The following is a 22,287-nucleotide window of genomic DNA, read 5'->3' as shown; positions in this document are numbered from 1 at the left end:
GCATATATCGGAAAAATAGTTTCGTAACTTTGAAAAGTGAAGCATATTTCGAAAAATGCTCACACGGCATAGTTTTTTCCCTCCAATATCAGTAAAATTGTGCCTAATGTTAGAAAAATTTCAGATCATGCTAGATAAATCTTCAAAAATGCAATATAAAACACGCAAGGTGCCAGTAATATTCAATAATATGTTAGATATACCAAAAGACATGTTAGACACTCCAGGGGATTTAGTTCAAAACTAAATACTTTAGTGAGCAAAGCCTTATCACATATCAATTCATCTCCAGGAATACTATTAATTGAACAAACCAAATAAAAAAACGAGAGGAAGTTGACCAAATGGTTAAATTAATCGCGCTTTATAAGCACCCTGAAAATAAGGAGGCATTTGATGACCATTATTTTAATACGCATGCTCCAATCACAGCCAAAATTCCGGGTCTTCGCAAAATGGATGTTACAAAAATTGTTGGCAGTCCTATGGGGGGCGAAGGGAAGTACTATTTGATGTGTGAAATGTATTATGACAGCCATGAAGCGCTGCAAACTGCTATGAGAACAGACGAAGGAAAGGCATCAGGCAAGGATGCCATGAAGTTTGCAGGTGATTTGATCACCCTTATGATTGGTGAGGAAGTAAATGAGTAAAGCCTATGAATATATTGAAGTTTCAAAGCAAGACCAGCTTGGATTAATAGCTTTGAATCGGCCGAAAGTTCTCAATGCCATCAACCGGCCGATGGTATCAGAAATTCTTGATGCCATGGAAGGCTTTGAGACAGACAGTGGAATACGTGCCATCGTTTTGAGCGGCAAAGGCAGGGCTTTTGCAGCCGGTGCTGATATTGATGAAATGGCTAATGATAATGCCATTGATTTTGAGCTTCGCAATCAATTCAAGGATTGGGACCGCCTTGCCATGATCAAGAAACCGATCATCGGTGCGGTGCAGGGCTTCACACTTGGCGGAGGATTTGAGCTTGCTTTATGCTGTGACTTACTTTATGCAGCTGATGATGCCGAATTCGGTTTTCCTGAAGTAAATCTGGGTGTCATGCCCGGTGCTGGGGGTACACAGAGGCTTACGAAGCTAGTTGGTAAAACGAAGGCCATGGAATGGCTTTTTACAGGCAAAAGGATATCTGCCCGCGAAGCGCTTCACCATGGCATCGTTAACAGGCTGATTTCCAAGGAACTTCTCATGGAGGAGACCATGAAAGCGGCTGAACAAATTGCCAATCAGGCGCCGATCTCCATTCGCCTTATAAAAGAAGCTGTCCTCAAAGCTGTCGACACACCGTTAAATGAAGGAATGGAATTTGAACGTAAGAACTTCTATCTTTTATTTTCTACTGAAGATCAAAAAGAAGGTATGCAGGCCTTTATTGAAAAACGCAAGCCTCATTTTAAAGGGAAGTAAAGGGGGTGTACATAGCACATGTTCGAAACAGTCAAATATGTAGTGGAAAATGGTGTAGCTTGGATCACTCTAAATCGACCAGATAAATTGAATGCGTTTACTGAGCAGGTAAATAAAGAGGTTCAACAGTCAATTAAGCAGGCAAGCAGAGATATGGAGGTCCGTTGCCTCGTCATCACGGGTGAAGGCCGCGCCTTTTGCTCAGGGCAGGACCTTGAAGGTGTAAACGAGAATATGGATCATGGGCAGGTACTACGAAAATTTTATAACCCGATGGTAATGGAGCTGCATAAATGCGAAAAGCCGGTCGTTGCCGCGGTAAACGGTGTTGCTGCTGGAGCCGGGATGAGCCTGGCATTGGCATGCGATTTTCGCCTTCTTTCAGAAAAAGCCAGCTTTATAGAAGCTTTTATCCATGTGGGATTAGTGCCAGATGCAGGGAATCTTTATTACCTGCCAAAGCTGGTTGGTTTTGCAAAAGCGATGGAGCTAGCCGTACTCGGTGAAAAAATATCTGCACAGGAAGCAAAGGAGCACGGCCTCGCTACAAAGGTGATTCCGCTGGAACAATGGCATGATGAGGTTACAGCATTTGCTGAGAGAATAGCCAAAATGCCGACAGCTGCAATCGGCCTCATAAAAAAGAATTTGAAGGCAAGCTGGGAATCCACCTTGGAAGAGAGCCTTGAGCGGGACGCCCAGGGCCAGCGGATTGCTGGCCTTACCCTTGACCATAAAGAAGGCGTCAAGGCTTTTATGGAAAAACGCAAGCCTATTTTTCAAGGGAAGTAAAATAATCTGCCGGACAGCCAGGGAAGCGCACCGGCCATCAATCAGCAAAATATTTGCCCGTCATATGTTCTGATTTACGAGCATCTCGTTTCGGGTGCTCGTCTTTTTATAATTCTCAAAGGGGGCTTTCATTTGAAAAATCTTGTCGTAATTGGTTCCGGGGTGATGGGTCGCGGCATTGCCTATGTTAGTGCGGTGGGAGGATTTAAAACCACTCTTGTTGATATCAGCCAGGAACAATTAGCAAATGCGGAAAAAGACATTAATAGCATATTTGAAAAAGGGCTAGCCCGAAAAAAGTTAACTTATACGGAAATGGAAGAAAGCAAATGCCGCCTTCAATATTCAATAAGCCTCGCCCAGCATGTGAAAGAGGCAGATCTTGTGATTGAAGCGGTGCCTGAAGTGATGGATATTAAGAAAAATATCTTTGAAGTAATTGATCAGCATGCTCCTGAGGACTGCTGCTTTGCAACCAATACTTCCACAATGAGCCCGACGGAGATTGGGTCATATACAAAACGGCCTGATAAAGTGATTGCCATGCATTTTTTCAATCCTGTCCATAAAATGCCACTGGTGGAAATCATTAAAGGGCTGGAAACAAGTGAAGAAACAGCCGGAGTAATAAAGAGAGCTGCTGAGCAAATGGGAAAAGAAACGGTTGTAATCAATGAGTTCCCGGGATTCGTGACGAGCAGAATCAGTGCACTTGTCGGAAATGAGGCATTTTATATGCTACAGGAAGGTGTAGGTACTCCTGAGGAAATTGATAAAGCCATTAAGCTCGGGTTGAATTACCCGATGGGACCATTTGAGCTGGGGGATCTTGTCGGGCTCGATACCCGCCTGAATAACCTAAAATACCTCCACAGTAAGCTGGGGGAAAAATATCGTCCTGCACCGCTTCTGGAGCAGTATGTGAAGGCAGGCAGGCTCGGCCGCAAATCAGGCAGAGGCGTATACGATTATTCCGCCAAGGAGGAAGTTATACAATGAGAGAAGTGGTCATAGTAGATGCAGTCAGGACACCCATCGGGCGATATAAAGGGACATTAAAGAATAATCGTCCCGATGATTTGGGTGCTGTAGTCATTAAAGCGCTGCTCGAGCGAAATCCTAATGTAGATCCTCAGGAAATCGAGGAGGTCATTTTTGGAAATGCGAACCAGGCTGGTGAGGATAACCGTAATGTGGCCAGAATGTCAGCGCTTCTCGCAGGTTTGCCGGTTGAGGTGGCAGCTTCCACCGTAAACCGTTTGTGCGGTTCAGGGCTGGATGCGGTAAATTATGCGGCGCGAGCTATATTAGCTGGGGAAGGCGATGTTTTTATTGCGGGCGGTACTGAGAGCATGACCCGGGCGCCTTTCGTCATGGCCAAACCGAACAGCGAATTTCCAAGAGGCAATATGGAAATGTACGATACAACGATTGGCTGGCGTTTTACAAATAGTAAATTGGAAGAAATGTATGGAGCGGAGAGTATGCCTGAAACAGCAGAAAATGTTGCTGAAAGGTTTGGAATAACGCGGGAAGAGCAGGATCATTTTGCTTTGGAGAGCCAGATGAAAGCAAAGATGGCAATGGAAAAAGGACTTTTTAAGGATGAAATCATACCTGTTACGTATAAGGATAGAAAAGGCAATGAAATCACTATAACCCAGGACGAACATCCTCGCCCGGATACAACTTATGAAAAACTCGCAGGTCTAAAGCCGATTTTTAAGGGAGGTACGGTAACGGCAGGCAATGCTTCAGGAGTGAATGATGGTGCATCGGCCTTGCTCCTGATGTCTGCCGAGAAATCGAGGAAACTAGGACTGGCTCCCCTAGGGCAATACCTCGTTTCCGCAACAGCAGGATTGGAACCATCAATCATGGGAGTAGGCCCCGTTTTTTCAACAAGGAAAGCACTGAATAGAGCCGGACTTAAAATGGAGGATATTGATTTAACAGAACTGAATGAGGCATTTGCTTCCCAGTCACTTGCCTGTATTAAAGAGCTTGAAGCAGATCCTAACCAGGTGAATGTGAATGGAGGAGCGATTGCTTTCGGCCATCCGCTGGGAGCAAGCGGTGCGAGAATCCTGACGACTCTTTTATATGAAATGAAAAGGCGGAACTCAAGATATGGCCTTGCCACCATGTGTGTGGGAGTCGGCCAGGGGATCTCAACAATTGTCAAACGTGTTGAAAACTAGTTGCCCAAAACCATAGAGGATCAGCTTCTCTATGGTTTTTTATACAAAGGACACAAAAATATTTAGTATTCCGAAAAAGTATTTTTCAAAATCGAATAAATTTAGTACAATTGTTATATAACGTATTTTTTCCGTGCAACTCTCTTAATGAAATGAGGATGGAAGCAAGTTGAATACAAGGTCAATGATTTTCACACTTTATGGAGATTATATTTCACACTATGGAAGTAAAATCTGGATTGGCAGCCTGATCAGGCTTTTGAGCGAATTTGGCCATAATGACCAGTCTGTCAGGGCGGCCATTTCGAGAATGAACAAGCAAGGGTGGGTACAGGCTGAAAAGATCGGCAATAAAAGCTATTACTCTTTAACACCAAGAGGCCAGAAAAGAATTGAGGAAGCAGCAAAGCGTATTTTTAAATTAAAGCCCGAGGAATGGGATGGCCAATGGCGGATTCTTATGTACACGATTCCGGAAGAAATCCGAAATGTACGGGATGAATTGCGCAAGGAGCTTGTTTGGAGCGGTTTTGGTTCCATGTCCAGCAGCTGTTGGATTTCTGCGAATAACCTGGAGAAGCAAGTATTTGATCTGATTGAGAAATACAATATTGCCAATTATGTTGATTTCTTCATTGCCAGATATGCAGGTCCGCATAAAAATATAGAAATTGTTGAAAAAAGCTGGAATCTGCAGGAAATTAATGACCGATACCAGGAATTTATTTCTGAGTACAGCCAAAAATATATAATTGATAAAAATAAAATACAAAGAGGTAATATGAGTGATGCTGAATGCTTTGTAGAAAGAACAAAGCTAGTCCATGAGTACAGGAAATTCCTCTTTGTTGATCCGGGGCTTCCGGAGGAACTTCTTCCTGAAAAATGGCTTGGAAGCCATGCGGCTGCTTTGTTCAGTGATTATTATAAGGAACTGGCGGAACCGGCTTCACGATTTTTCGAAAATGTATTTAAGGAAGGAAATGAACTGAAAAACAGGGATGCTGATTATGACGTGCTAAATCATCCATATATGGTCGAGTAAAAAAAAGAGCCATCATGTTGCCTAAAGGGGACAGGTGGCTTTTTTATGCGTTTAAGGAAATAGCATGAAATCGTTCTTTACTCACTGTACAAAAACATCTGGAATTATCTTAAAAGCTCTATTGGCACTTCAAACATATTCCACAGGAAAAGTATCCATAAAAAGCCGATGCTCAGAGCCATTAAAGGCCTTTTATGATGAATCCTAAAAATGATAAACATAAATATATTAAAGAGAATGGACCAGCCAATTGACCATCCATGTGAATGCTCTATTAAATGCAAATACTGTAGATTAACAAATTCTATGGAGCTGTATAAAAACACCCATAAACCAATCCAGATCGCCTGTTTTAGCCTTTCATCTGGGAAACGGCCAAGAAAAATGAGGATTGTAGCCGGATAAACGATCGCCATGATCAATAAATTAATGACAGGGTGCCCGATCAGAAGATTTTCCGCAAATATAGTCTCTTTATATTGCCACATAGGATAATTGCGGAATAAAAAGTTTTTTAGCAAATCCCCGCCAATAAAAAATAAAATGGTCGGGTAATAATCCCGCCAGTTCCTCCAATCACCCCATTTATATCCCGCCAATAAAAAAAGAAAATTAAATAATAAGTGCATCAAATCCCTCTTTCTTCCAGAAGCTCGGATCACCATCAAAATCGTTCTTTTTTTAATAAAATTAGTTTTCCAAACCTGATCATTTCTATGAATAAGTTCCTATATGAATTTTTTTAGCCGCTCAAAGGAATAATAACCAATTAAGAGACAGACACAAAGGTGATATTATGGCGCTTCCTGCCGCAATTGTTATAGCTTTATACACAATTTATATTTTTTACTTTTTAAAAAAGCGTTTTTCATTTTTGCAAAATGCGATTGCTTTTATGTTATTTTCTATACTTACTATTGTTTATGGAACCATATTGAATTTGCAGTTAAAATGGGTAGATGTTACAAAAGACTCTTCTTTATTTCTGTTTTATTTGCTGAACCGGAATATAATTAGGCCCTTAGTTATCCTTATTTTTATAAATGTTTTTAGAGGGGGAAAATCATTAAAAAATAAAGTTCTTATCTTCATAGGTATGTTTTTGTTCTTGCAGCTTATGGATATTTTAAGTCATTTTTTTGGGGTTGTTACGTATATAAAATGGAACCTGTTGTACGCTGGAATAGCCAATTGTGTATTCCTTATGTTAGGTCTTGGATTATCAAAAGGGGTTAATTATCTAAAACAGGAGAGTTCAATGCATGATAACAGTTTATGAGAGAGTTTTTGATTGGAATGAATGGTTTGTAGTTGGCAGTCTTTTTGGACTAGTCATATTTATTTGGAAGCTGCCAAAAAACATGTCGTATCTTGAGGGAACAGCCCATTTTTTATATGGAATGCTTGTCGTGACTTTTTATGACCATACGATAAGTATCAAGCCCTGGGATTTTTTTGATGTGAATGATTCATCAGCATTTCAATTAATAGATTTTCTCAGCTATATTATGTACGGCCCCTATGCCTATATTTTTATATACCTTTACAAAAAGCTGGGCATTAAGGGATATAAAAATTTGCTATATGTATCAGCCTGGTCTTTATTCTCTTTTCTAATGGAATGGATTGCATTAAAAGCAGGTGTGTATCATTATGACAAAGGCTATAATATGTTTTGGTCAGTTCCGATTTATTTGATTGCCCAGGTAGGACAAATTATTTTTTATCACACTTCCTTAAAACTGGAAAAAGCCGCTGAATAACGGCTTTCTCCATCAATATTTTGTTATGTCCCTTGTATTGATTACTTCAGTAAGGTTGTTTTTATATTCCTGGCCTTTTTGAACGTAAGTTTCGATGGAAAGCTGAATGAGTTCCAGATCCTTCTCGGCCAGTTCCCTGGCCACTTTTCCCGGCGAGCCGATAACAAGTGATCGGGCAGGGATTTTTTTGCCTGCTGGTATAAGTGTGTTTGCACCGATTATGCACTCTTCGCCGATTTCAGCGCCATCCAGTACGGTTGCCCCCATGCCGACAATGGTTCGCTTTTTTATCGTACAGCCATGGAGAATGGCATTATGGCCTACAGTCACTTCATCTTCAATAACTAATGGAGAGCCTTCATACAAATGGCATGTTACATTATCCTGAATACTGCAACGGTTTCCAATCCTGATTGCATCCTCATCTCCTCTTAAAACCGCATTGAACCAAATGCTCGATTCTTCGCCAATTTCCACATCACCAATTACATAACAGCCTGGAGCCAAAAACACAGTTTGGTCAACCCGCGGCTTCTTTTCATTATAAGCCAAAAGCATATACATCCCCCTAACAATGATTTTAAATTTTTTCTTAATTGTCAAACTATTAAAATTAGTATAACATTATTTTTACGAAGGGGGAATTTAATTGAATACATTAACAAGTATACTAAAAATTAAATATCCAATTATTCAGGGAGGGATGGGGAATATAAGCAATGCGATTTTAACAGCAGCCGTTTCTGAAGCAGGCGGGCTGGGCACAATAGGAGCGGGAACCATGGGACCCCAGGATGTTGAGGAGATAATCGTTGAGACAAAAAGGCGTACTGAAAAACCATTTGCGGTGAATGTGGCCTTAAGTGTCTCTCCGTTTGTTAAGGAAATACTTTCCCTTGTCATCAAGCATAAAGTACCTGTCGTGTCCCTTTCAGCAGGCAATCCTGCTCCTTTCATACCGAAGCTGCATGAGAATGGGGTAAGGGTAATAACCGTTGCAGCATCAGTTCGACAGGCGATTAAAGCAGAGGCTGCTGGCGCGGATATCATTGTAGCTGAGGGATATGAGGCTGCCGGAATAAATTCGGTACTTGAAACGACAACGCTGGTATTGATCCCGCAAATCATTAATAAGGTGTCAGTTCCTGTTGCTGCAGCTGGAGGAATTGGCGATGGAAAAGGGCTTGCTGCCATGCTGGCTCTTGGGGCAAGCGGCGTGCAAATGGGAACAAGATTTATTGCCACGAAAGAGGCACCATTTCATTCGGAATATAAAAAGAAAGTTATTGAAGCGACCGACCATGAAACGGTTATAATTGGGCGTTCAGTTGGGAGAATCAGAAGGGTACTCTCAACAGGATACGTCCAAAAGCTTTTGGATTTTGAAAAGGAAGGCATTAGTTTAGAGAATTTTAATACTATGACATCAGAGGATTATCATAAGAAAGGTGCGCTTGAAGGCAACGGAGAAGAAGGGTTTATGAACAGTGGACAAATATCCGGACTGATTGACGATTTGCCAACTGTAATGGAACTGCTGGATAAGATGATGCGGGACGCTAACCTTCAGTTGCAAAACGCAGCAAAGTTATTTAACTAGCATGCAGATTTATTAATCTGCAGGCTTTTTTGATGCTGTGTTAAAGCTAAATGTTGAATTTAGAACCCTGTTGATTGGAGCGGAAGGCACGAGACTCCAGGGGGAGAAGCGAGTCAAAGGGAGAGAGGATAAACAGGTAAGTCTCCACTTATCAAAATATATTAAATTTTTGGAATATTATTGACACTCGTTTATGTCTGATGATAATATAACGTTGTATTTACGATATTCAATGTAAATATCATATAAATGTTAAAAAACAACTTAAGTGACGTTATTTTCCTTTTTTTCCACTACATGTAAGCGCATACATAAAAGGGTTTCGCTATCAGATCACTGATAGTTAACATTTTAAATTAGGGGGTTTTTCAATGAAGAAATCGTTAAAGGCTTTCTCCTTTTTAATGGCTGCAGGCATGCTTGTTATGAGTGGCTGCGGAAAGGAGACAACTAATGGTTCCTCTGCTGAAGCGGATAAAAAGAAGCAATATACCATTGGGATCACTCAATTTGTGGAACATCCTTCTCTCGACGCAGCTACTGAGGGATTTAAGAAAGCCTTGGAGGACGAGGGGTTTAAAGAAGGTGAAAATGTAAAGTTTGATTTTCAAAATGCCCAGGCAGATATGAACAACACACAAACAATTGCAAATAATTTCGTCGGTGACAAGGTGGATCTGATTTTTGCCAATGCAACTCCTAGTGCTGTCAGTGCCCTAAATGCAACAAAGGAAATTCCAATTTTCTTTACATCTGTTACAGATCCTGTTGGAGCAGGTCTTGTAGAGTCATTCGATAAACCAGGCGAAAATATTACCGGCACCACAGATAACCACCCTGAAGGGACTGCAAAGACGATTGACTTTATGATTGATGAAGTTGGGGTTAAGAATATCGGAATCATTTATAACTCTGGAGAGCAGAATTCTGAAGTGCAGGTCAAACAGGTAAAAGAATTAGCTAAGCCAAAAGGAGCTAAGATTGTAGAAGCATCTGTTTCGACTTCTGCAGAAGTTAAACAGGCTGCCGATTCTCTTGTGGGCAGGGTGGATGCTATCTATATTCCTACTGATAATACGGTTGTTTCAGCACTGGAGTCTGTCATTTCTGTTGCTAACAGCAAAAAAATCCCTCTATTTGTAGGGGAGCTGGACTCTATGAAGCGCGGAGCTATCGCGGCAAGCGGATTCAGCTATTATGATTTGGGATATCAAACCGGTAAAATGGCTGCCGAGGTTCTAAAAGGGAATAAAAAGCCGTCAGAAATTCCAGTAGAGCTTCCTGGCAGCCTTAAGCTCGTCATCAACAAAAAAGCAGCTGAGGAACAGGGGCTGGAAGTAAAAGATACTTGGTCAGAGTTTGCAGAATTTCATGAGGAATAGATAAGGCTTAGGATTTGCCGGCAAGTATGGCAAATCAAGAAGACTATAACTGGCCTGCTGCCATTCATTTAGAATCAGGACTGTGTTAAAGCTTATTATTCATTATGGCACCCTGTTGATTGAAAGGTAGGCGGGTAAAGACTTCAGCATGAGAAACAAGTCAGAAGGAGCCCTGCTTTTGCTGAGCGCCTGGAGTGAAATCAACAGGCAAGTTTAACAAAGTCTTCAGTTGAAAAACTGCTAAAAGTGCTTTCTGGTACTGCTTAATTAAGAAAAGGGTGTGATTCTTAGTGTTTACAGCCATATTCGGTGCGTTCGAATCAGGAATCATTTACGCAATTATGGCACTTGGCGTTTATTTATCATTTAGAGTACTGGATTTTCCCGATTTAACGGTTGATGGAAGCTTCGTAACAGGGGCTGCCGTGGCAGCAACCCTGATTGTCAGTGGAACCAATCCTTTCGCTGCTACAATAATTGCAATGTTCGCCGGGTTTATTGCCGGATGTCTTACAGGGATTATCCATACTTTTGGAAAGATCAATGCCTTGTTATCTGGGATTTTGATGATGATTGCTCTGTATTCAATTAATCTTCGGATTATGGGCAAGTCAAATGTTCCGCTATTAAATACAGAGACAGCTATGACATATGTTAGGAATTTTTGGGACAAAACAGGAATCGATGCCTTTTTCAATAGTTTTTTATCAATGATTGGACTTGGAGACAGTCTCCCGAGAACCTGGGGTATTATTCTGTTTATGGTTATTGTGACGTTTGCGATAAAATTCTTAACGGACCGCTTCCTCCAGACAGAGGTTGGCTTAGCCTTACGGGCTACAGGCGACAATAAAAGGATGATCCGAAGCCTTTCGGCCAATACCAATTTAATGGTTATTCTCGGTTTGGGTTTGTCCAATGCAATGGTGGCTTTTTCGGGAGCTCTTATTGCCCAGCAGGGCGGTTTTGCCGATGTAGGAATGGGGATTGGAATGATAATTATTGGCCTCGCGTCTGTCATCATTGGAGAAGCTTTATTTGGCACCAAGACAATTGCCCGAACAACCCTAGCTGTAATTGGGGGAGCAATTATCTACCGAATCGTAGTGACAATGGCACTTCGCGTAGAATTTCTTGAACCGGGCGATATGAAGCTGATCACAGCAACAATTGTCATACTTGCCCTAATCATGCCAAAAATGATTGACCGGACAAAAGAGAAAAAGCGCAAAGCGAAAAGGCTGGCTGAAAACATGACACTAAGCGAATTGCCTGCAGGCGGAAAGGGTGAAGCCGGTGCTGCAATTAAATCAGATTCATAAAGTTTTTAATGAAGGGACACCGGATGAAAAAATTGCACTTGATACGATTAATCTTACTTTAAATGAAGGTGACTTTGTCACTGTAATCGGAAGCAATGGAGCAGGGAAATCCACTTTAATGAATATCATTTCGGGGGTTATGATTCCTGATGTAGGATCTGTTTTTATTGACAGCCAAAATGTAACGGCCATGTCAGAATATAAACGGGCAAAGCTCATTGGACGTGTGTTCCAGGATCCTATGGCCGGTACCGCTCCATCGATGACAATTGAAGAAAATCTTGCAATGGCATATTCAAGGAATAAATCAAGAACCTTAAGAAAAGGGGTTACGAAGAAGCGCAAGGAATATTTCCGCGAAGTCCTCGAAACCCTGCACCTGGGTCTTGAAAATCGCTTGAATGCAAAAGTTGGATTATTATCTGGTGGGGAAAGACAGGCGCTTTCTTTATTAATGGCCACTTTTACAGAGCCTTCCATTCTATTATTGGATGAACACACGGCAGCCCTCGACCCCGCCCGTGCAGAGCTCATTACGAATTTGACAAAGGAAATTGTACAAAAATATAATTTAACAACCTTAATGGTTACTCATAATATGCAGCAGGCGTTGGACTTGGGAAACAGACTGATTATGATGGACAAAGGCCAGATTATTCTTGAAGTAGAAGAGGAACAGAAGCAGCAACTAACAATTGAACAGCTGCTGAATGAGTTCCAGCGGATTCGCGGAACAAAAATGGCAAGTGACCGTGCACTGCTTTCATAGACTAATAGAAAAAGGATTAACCAAAAAAGTCAGATGGTTAATCCTTTTTTCACGCTAATGAAAACGAAAGAATTTTTAAACTTTTTACAATTTATTGACTATTAATTTAACGAAATGGTATTATATCGTTAAATAAACGTCATACATATTAATATATAGCACGGGGAGGAATGTTATGAAACCTGGGCTGAATATTGGACATCAGGCTGTCATCCATGCAGTTGTAACCCCTGAGATGTTTGCTCAATTTGAAGGGGAAATCGTCCACCGGGCGTATTCGACTGTGACGATGATCTATCATATGGAATGGGCATCGCGCTTACTGATCCTTCCATACCTAGAAGAACAGGAGGAAGGAATGGGAGGGGCGGTTTCTGCCAGTCATCTTTATCCATCAGCTGAAGGCTCTTCCTTTACCATCACAGCAACTGTTGAGAAGCTTGACGGAAAATCGGTGTACACCAATGTGACCGTTCGTAGTGGAGATAAACTAATAGGCCAGGGAGAAGTCAAACAGGTGATCCTTCCTAAAAGCAAAATTTCCGAAATGCTAAAAAGAGAATAGTAGATGACAAGTGAAAGATCAGCCTTAAATCCAGGTATTTTTATTAAAGTATATTGTAAGCGCTATCATAAATAAAAGGGGAGAACGAAATGACTGATATGTTTCAAAAAATTAAAGACCATGAACAAGTCGTTTTCTGCAATGATGAATCCACAGGATTGAAGGCGATTATTGCCATTCATAGCACAAGGCTTGGACCTGCATTGGGAGGCTGCCGCATGTTTCCTTATAACAGTGTCGATGATGCTCTTGAAGATGTTCTTCGATTGTCAAAAGGCATGACATATAAATGTGCGGCCGCAGATGTTGACTTTGGCGGCGGGAAAGCCGTCATCATTGGAGATCCTGCCAGGGACAAGACGCCTGAGTTGTTCCGTGCATTTGGGCAATTTGTAGAATCATTGAATGGGCGTTTCTATACAGGAACGGATATGGGCACTTCAACAGAAGACTTTGTACATGCGCTAAAAGAAACCAATTGCATTGTTGGTGTTGATGAGGTGTACGGGGGCAGCGGAGACTCTTCAGTTCCGACTGCACATGGCGTTATTTACGGACTGCAAGCCACAAATAAAGCTTTGACAGGATCTGAGGATCTTTCAGGGAAAAGTTATTCGATTCAGGGACTTGGAAAAGTTGGTTATAAAGTTGCAGAAAGGCTCCTTGAAGAAGGTGCTGATTTATTTGTAACAGATATTAACCAGCATGCGATTGACCGGCTGCTCACAAAAGCGAAAGAAATGGGTGCGGGAGTTAAGGTGTTATCCAGTAATGAAATTTATGGTGCCAGCGCCGATGTTTTTGTTCCATGTGCAATGGGAGGAATCATTAATGATGAAACGATTGGGCAATTAAAAGTAAAGGCAGTCGTCGGTTCCGCCAACAATCAGCTACATGAAATGCGCCATGGACAAATCCTGAAAGACAAAGGCATTTTGTATGCTCCCGATTATATTGTTAACGCAGGCGGTTTAATACAGGTGGCTGATGAACTTTATACACCTAACAAAGAAAGGGTACTCCGCAAAACAAAGGCTATCTACAATTCTCTTCTAAACATCTACGAACATGCCGAAGCAAACGGAATTACAACAGTGGAAGCATCCAACCAGTTCTGCGAAAGCCGGATAGAAGCACGGACACGCAGAAACAGCTTTTTTTCCCATATGAAACGCCCTAAGTGGGCAGTTAGAACATAATTTTTTTGTGTGATAACAACTTTTGCACAGTATTTAACTTCTTAAAAATTACTTAAAAAATAGCCAAAGGGTGAGAAAATGGAAAATCACTTTCCGATCCGACGCATACTGGACGAAAACGGAAATATCGTTTCCCCTGAATATAAAGAAAAGCTATCTGAAAACCTTGCAAAAGAATTTTACAAGCAGATGATTAGAATACGCATTTTTGACCGTAAAGCAATCTCGCTGCAGCGGCAGGGAAGGATTGGAACTTATGCTCCTTTTGAAGGACAGGAGGCTTCACAGGTCGGGACTGCAGCGGCACTTGAGCCAAATGACTGGATGTTCCCTACCTATCGTGACCATGGAGCGGCCATGACATTCGGACACTCTTTAAGGAACATCCTGTTGTTTTGGAATGGCCGCAATGAAGGCTGTATCCCCCCGGATGGAAAAAAGATCTTTCCTCCAGGCATCCCGATTGCAACACAAATCCCGCATGCCGCCGGTGCTGCTTTCGCAGAAAGGAAAAAAGGCACAGCAAATGCAGCGATTGCTTATTTTGGAGATGGAGCAACATCAGAAGGGGACTTCCATGAAGGCCTGAACTTTGCAAGTGTATTTAAGGCGCCTGTTGTTTTTTTTAATCAAAACAATCAGTATGCCATTTCCGTGCCAATCAATAAACAAATGAATTCAAAAACAATAGCACAAAAAGCGCTTGCATATGATATGCCTGGTGTGAGGATAGACGGCAATGATATCTTTATCGTTTACTTTGAAACCTTAAAAGCCTTTGAAAGGGCTAGAAATGGCGAAGGCCCGACTCTTATAGAAGCTGTTACATGGAGATACGGAGCACATACAACTGCTGATGATCCATCGAAATATCGTGATCAAGCGGATAGCATCAACAGAAGGCAGGAGACCGATCCAATCTTAAGGCTGGAAAGGTGGATGAAAAACGAAGGAATTCATAATGAAAAATGGGTGCAGGCAGTAGAGGATGAGGCCACTGCAGAAGTAGATCAAGCTGTAGCTGAAATGGAGAACTATCCATCAGCAGATCCTGCAGCTATATTTGACTATGTCTTCGAAGAGCCAACCTGGCAAATCCAACAGCAAAAAGAAGAGTATCTTAAGCTGATGAGGGGAGGCAAATAATGAAAACCGCAGTTGGAACAAAGACATTAACGCTGGTTCAGGCCATTACGGATGCTCTTGATACGATGCTTGAAAAGAGAGAAGAAGTTTTGCTGCTTGGAGAAGATATTGGGAAAAACGGCGGAGTATTTCGTGCAACGGACGGACTGCAGGCAAAGTATGGAGAAAACCGGGTCATTGATACCCCTTTAAGTGAGGCAGGGTTTGTTGGAGCAGGGATTGGGATGGCAGTGAACGGCTTTTTACCCGTTATCGAGATTCAATTCCTTGGATTTATTTACCCTGCTTATGAGCAAATAATGACGCATGCTTCAAGGCTGCGGATGAGGACAATGGGCCATTTTACAGTTCCAATGGTTATCCGCGCCCCTTATGGCGCAGGTGTCAGGGCACCTGAAATCCACTGTGACTCAACGGAAGCGATTTTTACCCATATGCCGGGCATTAAGGTTGTTTGCCCAGCGAGCCCCTATGACGCCAAAGGTCTGCTGATTGCAGCTATTGAAGATCCTGATCCGGTTCTGTTTCTTGAACCGATGCGCTGTTACCGCTCAATGAAGGAAGAAGTGCCGGAAGGAAAATATACAGTTGAAATCGGAAAAGGCAAAAAGCTCATGGAGGGCGATGATGTTACGGTTATAGCCTGGGGCGCGATGGTTCCCGAGGCAATGAAAGCAGCCAAAATGATGAAGGAAAAGGGAATTCATTGTGATGTAATTGACCTGAGGACGTTATTTCCGATCGATAAGGATATTATTGCAGAATCTGTGCAAAAAACAGGCAGAACAGTTATTGTCCATGAAGCACATGCTACCGGCGGAGTCGGAAATGATGTACTTGCTATTATCAATGACACATCCTTTTTATATCAAAAAGCCCCAGTAGAACGTGTGACAGGTTTTGATGCTCCGGTGCCATATTTCGCTTTTGAGGACCATTATCTGCCCACCCCGAATCGTATCAAGCATAGCATTGAAAAAGTAATGAAGTTCTAGGAGGGTAAGCCGTGGAAGTTAAGCTGCATGATATTGGAGAAGGCATGACAGAAGCAGAAATTAATTGTTTTTTAGTCAAACCAGGAGAGGCAGTTAAAGCTGATGACCCTCTAGTCGAAGTACAGACCGATAAAATGACCGCAGAAATTCCGGCCCCCAGGGCCGGAATTATAAAGGAGTTTACAGTCCAGCCTGGCGATACGGTTTCGGTAGGATCCACATTATTAATTTTAGGGGTGGATGAGCCAGCTGGTGTTTCAGAAAAGACTGGGAAAAACCTCCCTAAGCCGGCTGGCGCTGAATTACAAACCGAACAGCTGCATTCTTTTGCAACAGTAAAAGGAAAAAGGGTGCTCGCTTCCCCATTTACAAGAAAGATTGCCCGTGAGAATCGAATTACTATAGAAAATGTTGCAGGAACTGGCCCTGCAGGCCGTATTTTGGATGAAGATATCTACAAACATTTGGCGGCTGCACAGCAAAAGCTGAAGATGCCTGCTCAGCCAGCTCCTAAGGAACGGGCAGATATTAAAGATAATAAAGATAAGGAATCGAGTACCATTCCTTTCAGAGGCAGAAGAAAGCAGATAGCCAAAAAAATGGCGCACTCACTTTATACGATTCCGCATTGTACACATTTTGAAGAAATTGATGTTACAGAGCTGATTACATTCAGGAATGAGCTGAAAGACCATAAACAGAACATATCAGCAACAGCTTTTTTCCTTAAAGCACTGTCTATTTGCCTGAAGGAATTTCCTGTATTCAATGCGGAGCTTGATGAAGAAAAGGAAGAGATCCATTTGCTTAGGGGTCATCATATTGGCATCGCAGTGGACACCGAGGAAGGGTTAATTGTTCCAGTCATCCAAAATGTTGAGAAGAAATCCATCCGCAGGATCCACGATGAAATGAAACAGCTGACGGAGAGAGCGCAAGAAAACATGCTGACTGTTAAAGAAATATCTGACGGCACTTTTACCATCAGCAATGTGGGGCCTCTGGGAGGAAGCTTCGGTGCTACACCGATCATTCAGCATCCGCAGACAGCTCTTGTGGCCTTTCATAAAACAAAGAAAATGCCTGTGGTTATGGGAGATGACCAGATTGTCATCCGGTCGATGATGAATATTTCTATGTCCTTTGACCATAGAGTGGCAGACGGGGCGACAGCAGTGCGCTTCACAAACCGGTTTGCCGAACTGATACAAAATCCAAAAATGCTTGTCCTGGAGATGGTATAAATGGTAGTTGGCGAACTTGCACATGAACGAGATGTCATGATTATTGGCGGGGGCCCTGGGGGATACCATGCGGCGATTCGCGCTGCGCAGCTTGGACGTACTGTCACGTTAATTGAACGAGGTCAATTGGGCGGTGTTTGTTTAAACAAAGGGTGTATTCCGTCGAAAATCCTTACTCAGTCTGCTGAAAAAGCTATTTCCTATCAGGAGGCAGAGAACTGGGGGTTTGAAGCAAAAGACATCCATTTTAACATGAAAAAACTTCAGGAATATAGACAGAAGACGATTGAGCAGCTCCGGGCAGGAATTAAGGCACTCTGCAAAGCAAATAAGGTTGAGATTGTTGAGGGCTCGGCATTTTTTTTGGCTGAGGATAAAATAGGCGTAGAAAATGGGGAGAAATATGAGGTTTTTCGATTTAAGGATGCCATTATCGCAACAGGGAGCACTCCGGTTCCCCCTTCGTGGCTGCAAGAAAAAAGTGAAAGGCTCCTGGATACTCATACCATTGCAAACTTAAATGAAATTCCCGAGAAGCTGCTGGTTTACGGAAGTGACTATATCTCCCTGGAGATCGGGATGGCTTATCAGGCACTCGGTTCGGATGTGACTCTCATCCTTGATGAAGGAAAAGCAGATTTTGAATTTGACCAATCAATCTGCCGGGAGCTGAAGAGAATTTTTAAAAAGAAAGGGCTGATTGTTGCAAGGAATGTGGATGTATTGGAGCTACAGCTCTTTGAGGACCATGTATCACTAATTCTTGAAGCAAAGGGAAAGACAGAAACCCTTTCAGGAACATACTTATTTTCATCCATATCCATTAAGCCAAATACAGACCAGCTCGGTCTTAACCGCATAGGAGTAGAAATAAGCACAGCTGGTTTTATTAAGGTGGATCATCAAAGCCGGACGTCCCGGGAGAATATATATGCTATTGGTGATGTAACGGAGGGACCAGCTCTTGCAGTAAAAGCTATTAAACAAGGAAAAACAGCAGCTGAAGCGATTGCGGGCATAGCATCGGAATCTGACTTTCGTTTTATTCCGGTAGTAGCCCACACGCAGCCCCCTATTGCAAGTAGTGGTTTAACAGAAGAAGAAGCTATAAATCTAGGGTATGATATTGAAATTGGCCAATATCCATTATCCTCTAATGGTTATAGCACATTGACCGGAAACAAAGATGGGTTTATTAAAGTCATTAGTGATAAGGAAAAGCATGTGCTGCTAGGGATCCATATGGTTGGCCATGGTGCGGTTGAGCTGATTTCAAGCGGGATCACAGCATTGGAAATGGCAGCAAGGGATGAAGACCTAATTTTCCCACACTATCCGCACCCAAGCATGAATGAAGGGCTGCTTGAAGCAGTAGAGGCATTAAAGAAACAGGCTGTGCATTTACCGCCAAGTTTGAAAAAAGAGAGATTAAAAGTATAGAAGATTTACCCTGTCTTAAGCCAAAAAACAGGCTGGAAGAAGTTTCGCTTTACCCCGTCTTAACTGGCAGTAATTAAAATTAAGTCTTAAATAGTGTGAATTCTTCAAAACTGTCAGTAAAGACCCGATTAATGAACTCAGACTAAAAACGCCACGTCCTGTGGCAACGTCTGAGTGACCCTCTTCCAGAGGGCCTCAACTAACTTCCAGCCAAAAAACAGGCTGGAAGAAGTTTCGCTTTATCCCGTCTAAACTGGCAGTAAATAAGTTTGAATTTTAAAAAGATGAATTGCTCTAAACTGCCAGTAAAGACCCGATTGGCTCAGCTAACTTCCAGCCAAAAAGCAGGCTGGAAGAAGTTTCGCTTTATCGCAGAAGTGCATTATAGCTTTAACTTGAACTCTTGAGAACGTTTTCAAGTTTCGTATATTATAAATTCAAAATATTAATAATATTATAAACGGAGGGGTTAGGATGCAAGAAGAAAAGATGTTAAAAGAACAAAATGCGGATTTCTTTCCTGTTAAGGAAGTGGATTATTTAGAAATCTACTCTGGCAACGCGAAGCAGTCATGCCATTTTTTCTGTACGGCATTCGGGTTCAAGCCTGTTGCATATTCTGGACTTGAAACAGGGAACAGAGAAACTGTTTCATATGTACTCCAGCAAAGAAAAATACGTCTGATAATCACAGGAACATTGAATGATAGCTCGAGGGTATCAGCTTTTATTAAAAAGCACGGGGATGGAGTTAAGGATATCGCATTAACGGTTGATAATGTTGAAAAGGCATATCAAGAAGCGGTAAAAAGAGGCGCTATTGAAATTCAGCCGCCATATGAAATAGAAGATGAGCATGGAACGGTGAAAAAAGCCGTAATCGGTACATATGGAGATACGATCCACACACTCGTTGAGCGCAATAATTACAAAGGTATTTTCATGCCCGGCTTTGAACCTTATGAAACAACTGTTCCGTTTGAAGATGCAGGATTTATCGGCATCGACCATGTTGTCGGCAATGTGGAAAGAATGGAAGAATGGGTGAACTATTATGCGAATGTAATGGGCTTCAAAGAAATGAAGCACTTTACTGATAAAGATATTACAACTGAATATTCAGCTTTAATGTCTAAAGTAATGCATAATGGCGGAAGGATTAAATTCCCGATCAACGAGCCTGCAGAGGGAAAGCGCAAGTCGCAGATTGAAGAGTATCTCGAATACTATAATGGGGCTGGTGTCCAGCATCTGGCCATCCTCACTGAGGATATCGTTAAAACGGTCAGCATTCTTCGCAAGAATGGCGTAGAGTTTTTAAACACACCTGATTCTTACTATGACATGCTTTCCGAGCGCGTAGGCGAAATTGATGAAGAGATTGATAAGCTAAAGGAATTAAGCATTTTAGTAGACCGTGACGATGAAGGCTATTTACTGCAAATCTTTACGAAGCCAATTGTTGACCGGCCAACCCTTTTCATCGAAGTGATTCAGCGTAAAGGGGCAAGGGGGTTTGGTGAAGGAAACTTCAAGGCACTGTTTGAATCGATTGAACGTGAGCAGGAAAGACGCGGAAATCTATAAACATATTGCAGAAAAGGGAGATGCAATTCTCCCTTTTTTAATAAGTGTATTAAACAGCAGGAATCTTGGCGCAAAGGAGGCAAAGAATATGGCCAAAATCCAGACGAGAAGTGCCGTCGAAAAAATAGTATCATACCCGCTGGGCAATTCCCCGGAGGAGATTAAAGCAAAATTTAATCTAAAGGCTGTCCGGAAAATGTCTGATAATGAAAATGTATACGGCTGTTCCCCAGAGGTAAAGGATAGCATCACCAAAGCAATGAACAGCCTTTATTTTTATCCGGATGGGACCGTTTCCCAGCTGATACGAAAAATAGCGGAATTTTACAGCCTAAGCGAAGACAGGATACTGGCAAGTAACGGTTCTGAAGAAATAATACGCCTTTTGACAAGAGCATACATAAGCCCGGGAGATGAAGCAGTAATGGCTCAGATTACCTTTCCCAGATATGAAACAAATGTAGTCATTGAAGGCGGCAATGCTGTTTCTGTCCCACTCCGAAATGGAACTCATGATTTGGATGCTATGTATGAGAAGATTAGCCATAAAACAAAAATGGTGTTTGTCTGTAATCCCAACAATCCAACAGGTACAATTCTCGGGAAAGATGAGCTATACCAGTTTATAGGAAAAATCTCACCAAATATCCTGATCATTTTAGATGAAGCCTATTACGAATACATTACATCAAAGGATTATTTGGAATCTATTCCGCTGCTCGAACAGTATCCCAATCTGATCATCCTCAGGACTTTCTCAAAGATTTATGGCCTTGCCGGGCTTCGCGCCGGTTATGGAATAATGGACCCTGAGATTGTTAAGGAGCTTCATAAAGTGAAAGATGTTTTTAATGTGAACCATCTTGCACAGGCCGCTGCGGCAACAGCTTTGGCTGATCAAGAATTTGTAAAAGATTGTTCGGAAAAGAATGCTGTCGAAAGGGAATTTTTTTGTGAAAAACTCGCAGAACTGAACATTGGTTTCTTTCCCTCGCAAACCAATTTTGTTTATGTTTTCAGCCAGCATCCAATCGCGGCAAGTCTCATTGCTAACGGGTTGGTTGTGCGCCATATGAAGCTGCCGGGATATGCAGATGCTTTTAGGATGACTCTTGGAACAAGAGGGGATAACGAAGCGGTTATAAGCGTGATCAGCGAGCTCCTAAATAATAAGGGCGGTGTAAGATAAATGGAAATTAATCCTGGAAGTTTTGAATGGAAGGACGCATATAAGTTAATGGTAGGGTCAATCCTTCCCCGTCCTATTGCGTTTGTCACAACTGTTGATGAGAGCGGCAATGTAAATGCTGCACCATTCAGCTTTTTTACAGCGGTTTGTGCAGACCCGATGCTAATCTGTTTCTCTCCTATGAGAAAAGGGACGGATGGATCAAAAAAAGATACCCTAGCTAATATAGAAGCGACAAAGGAATTCGTCATCAATATTGTCAGTGAGGATTTTACCGAAAAGATGAACATTTGTGCAGCTGATTATCCTCCAGGTACTGACGAACTGGACGCTGCCGGGCTGGCAAAAGAAAAAAGCGCTGCTGTTAAGCCCCCAAGGGTGAAGGAATCAAAAGTCCATCTGGAATGCAGCTTATATCAGGTTCTGCATTTTGGAGAGCATGCAGGTTCCGGAAGTCTGGTGATCGGAAAAATCGAACACGTCCATGTTGCTGAAGAGCTTTATGAAAACGGCCGGATTAATTCAGAAAAGCTTAAGCCGGTAGGCCGCATGGCAGGACATATCTATACAAGGCCAATGTCGGATGTTTTTGAATTAATCCGAAAAACGGAGCCAAGGTGAAG

General features: G+C 42.1%; 23 protein-coding genes. 21 read left to right on the top strand and 2 right to left on the bottom strand.

Annotated elements, in window-relative coordinates; all coding sequences use genetic code 11:
• The first annotated feature begins 344 nt into the window (after window positions 1–344).
• The 6 genes from AC3ZVC_RS18915 (at window position 345) to paaX (ending at window position 5,463) form a co-directional block, all read left to right on the top strand.
• Window positions 345–653, top strand: a complete 309-nt coding sequence (locus AC3ZVC_RS18915; RefSeq protein WP_490064736.1) for an EthD family reductase — start codon at window positions 345–347, stop codon at window positions 651–653.
• Window positions 646–1,425, top strand: a complete 780-nt coding sequence (locus AC3ZVC_RS18910; protein ID WP_490064735.1) for an enoyl-CoA hydratase-related protein — start codon at window positions 646–648, stop codon at window positions 1,423–1,425. The genes AC3ZVC_RS18915 and AC3ZVC_RS18910 overlap by 8 nt, the downstream gene beginning before the upstream one ends.
• An 18-nt stretch (window positions 1,426–1,443) precedes the next feature.
• Entirely contained in the window at window positions 1,444–2,217 is a 774-nt protein-coding gene (locus tag AC3ZVC_RS18905; RefSeq protein ID WP_490064734.1) for an enoyl-CoA hydratase-related protein, read from the top strand.
• A gap of 132 nt (window positions 2,218–2,349) precedes the next feature.
• On the top strand, window positions 2,350–3,216 hold the full coding sequence (locus AC3ZVC_RS18900; protein WP_490064733.1) for a 3-hydroxyacyl-CoA dehydrogenase: 867 nt from the start codon (window positions 2,350–2,352) through the stop codon (window positions 3,214–3,216).
• A complete protein-coding gene (locus AC3ZVC_RS18895) occupies window positions 3,213–4,418 on the top strand; it encodes an acetyl-CoA C-acyltransferase (RefSeq protein ID WP_490064732.1) in 1,206 nt (401 codons plus the stop codon). Before AC3ZVC_RS18900 ends, AC3ZVC_RS18895 begins: the two co-directional genes overlap by 4 nt.
• A 169-nt stretch (window positions 4,419–4,587) precedes the next feature.
• Complete coding sequence (gene paaX, locus AC3ZVC_RS18890; RefSeq protein WP_490064731.1) at window positions 4,588–5,463, top strand: phenylacetic acid degradation operon negative regulatory protein PaaX; 876 nt, start codon at window positions 4,588–4,590, stop codon at window positions 5,461–5,463.
• A gap of 104 nt (window positions 5,464–5,567) precedes the next feature.
• On the opposite strand, the gene AC3ZVC_RS18885 is transcribed toward paaX, so the two are convergent.
• Window positions 5,568–6,092, bottom strand: coding sequence for a CBO0543 family protein (locus AC3ZVC_RS18885; RefSeq protein WP_490064730.1), 525 nt, complete (start codon window positions 6,090–6,092; stop codon window positions 5,568–5,570).
• A 167-nt stretch (window positions 6,093–6,259) separates the two neighbouring features.
• On the opposite strand from AC3ZVC_RS18885, the gene AC3ZVC_RS18880 reads away from it, so the two are divergent.
• Together AC3ZVC_RS18880 and AC3ZVC_RS18875 are read left to right on the top strand one after the other, a co-directional pair.
• Window positions 6,260–6,742 (top strand): hypothetical protein, encoded by a 483-nt coding sequence (locus AC3ZVC_RS18880; protein WP_490064729.1) that lies wholly within the window; start codon window positions 6,260–6,262, stop codon window positions 6,740–6,742.
• On the top strand, window positions 6,726–7,226 hold the full coding sequence (locus AC3ZVC_RS18875) for a hypothetical protein (RefSeq protein WP_490064728.1): 501 nt from the start codon (window positions 6,726–6,728) through the stop codon (window positions 7,224–7,226). The genes AC3ZVC_RS18880 and AC3ZVC_RS18875 overlap by 17 nt, the downstream gene beginning before the upstream one ends.
• 12 nt (window positions 7,227–7,238) lie before the next feature.
• On the opposite strand, the gene AC3ZVC_RS18870 is transcribed toward AC3ZVC_RS18875, so the two are convergent.
• On the bottom strand, window positions 7,239–7,784 hold the full coding sequence (locus tag AC3ZVC_RS18870; RefSeq protein ID WP_490064727.1) for a gamma carbonic anhydrase family protein: 546 nt from the start codon (window positions 7,782–7,784) through the stop codon (window positions 7,239–7,241).
• Between the two features lie 91 nt (window positions 7,785–7,875).
• On the opposite strand from AC3ZVC_RS18870, the gene AC3ZVC_RS18865 reads away from it, so the two are divergent.
• From AC3ZVC_RS18865 to AC3ZVC_RS18805, 13 genes are all read left to right on the top strand, one after another.
• The gene (locus tag AC3ZVC_RS18865; protein ID WP_490064726.1) at window positions 7,876–8,826 is read left to right on the top strand and encodes an NAD(P)H-dependent flavin oxidoreductase; all 951 of its coding nucleotides are present in this window, start codon (window positions 7,876–7,878) and stop codon (window positions 8,824–8,826) included.
• 371 nt (window positions 8,827–9,197) lie between these two features.
• Window positions 9,198–10,208, top strand: a complete 1,011-nt coding sequence (locus tag AC3ZVC_RS18860; protein WP_490064725.1) for an ABC transporter substrate-binding protein — start codon at window positions 9,198–9,200, stop codon at window positions 10,206–10,208.
• Between the two features lie 290 nt (window positions 10,209–10,498).
• Window positions 10,499–11,530 (top strand): ABC transporter permease, encoded by a 1,032-nt coding sequence (locus tag AC3ZVC_RS18855; protein WP_490064724.1) that lies wholly within the window; start codon window positions 10,499–10,501, stop codon window positions 11,528–11,530.
• Window positions 11,505–12,299, top strand: a complete 795-nt coding sequence (locus AC3ZVC_RS18850) for an ABC transporter ATP-binding protein (RefSeq protein WP_490068963.1) — start codon at window positions 11,505–11,507, stop codon at window positions 12,297–12,299. Before AC3ZVC_RS18855 ends, AC3ZVC_RS18850 begins: the two co-directional genes overlap by 26 nt.
• Before the next feature lie 175 nt (window positions 12,300–12,474).
• Entirely contained in the window at window positions 12,475–12,864 is a 390-nt protein-coding gene (locus tag AC3ZVC_RS18845; RefSeq protein WP_490064723.1) for a thioesterase family protein, read from the top strand.
• A gap of 89 nt (window positions 12,865–12,953) precedes the next feature.
• The gene (locus AC3ZVC_RS18840; RefSeq protein WP_490064722.1) at window positions 12,954–14,063 is read left to right on the top strand and encodes a Leu/Phe/Val dehydrogenase; all 1,110 of its coding nucleotides are present in this window, start codon (window positions 12,954–12,956) and stop codon (window positions 14,061–14,063) included.
• 78 nt (window positions 14,064–14,141) lie between these two features.
• Window positions 14,142–15,209: a pyruvate dehydrogenase (acetyl-transferring) E1 component subunit alpha gene (gene pdhA, locus AC3ZVC_RS18835; protein WP_490064721.1), complete on the top strand. Its 1,068-nt coding sequence runs from the start codon at window positions 14,142–14,144 to the stop codon at window positions 15,207–15,209.
• Complete coding sequence (locus AC3ZVC_RS18830; protein ID WP_490064720.1) at window positions 15,209–16,204, top strand: alpha-ketoacid dehydrogenase subunit beta; 996 nt, start codon at window positions 15,209–15,211, stop codon at window positions 16,202–16,204. Before pdhA ends, AC3ZVC_RS18830 begins: the two co-directional genes overlap by 1 nt.
• An 11-nt stretch (window positions 16,205–16,215) precedes the next feature.
• A complete protein-coding gene (locus AC3ZVC_RS18825; protein WP_490064719.1) occupies window positions 16,216–17,448 on the top strand; it encodes a dihydrolipoamide acetyltransferase family protein in 1,233 nt (410 codons plus the stop codon).
• Window positions 17,449–18,888: a dihydrolipoyl dehydrogenase gene (lpdA, locus tag AC3ZVC_RS18820; protein WP_490064718.1), complete on the top strand. Its 1,440-nt coding sequence runs from the start codon at window positions 17,449–17,451 to the stop codon at window positions 18,886–18,888. It begins immediately after the preceding gene.
• A gap of 474 nt (window positions 18,889–19,362) precedes the next feature.
• Entirely contained in the window at window positions 19,363–20,475 is a 1,113-nt protein-coding gene (hppD, locus tag AC3ZVC_RS18815; RefSeq protein WP_490064717.1) for a 4-hydroxyphenylpyruvate dioxygenase, read from the top strand.
• Window positions 20,476–20,563: 88 nt separating this feature from the next.
• Window positions 20,564–21,664 (top strand): histidinol-phosphate transaminase, encoded by a 1,101-nt coding sequence (hisC, locus tag AC3ZVC_RS18810; RefSeq protein WP_490064716.1) that lies wholly within the window; start codon window positions 20,564–20,566, stop codon window positions 21,662–21,664.
• A complete protein-coding gene (locus AC3ZVC_RS18805) occupies window positions 21,665–22,285 on the top strand; it encodes a flavin reductase family protein (RefSeq protein ID WP_490064715.1) in 621 nt (206 codons plus the stop codon).
• Window positions 22,286–22,287: the final 2 nt, after the last annotated feature.

This window comes from Cytobacillus sp. C11.1, assembly GCF_058145115.1.
This window is presented reverse-complemented; position numbering and strand designations above follow the sequence as displayed.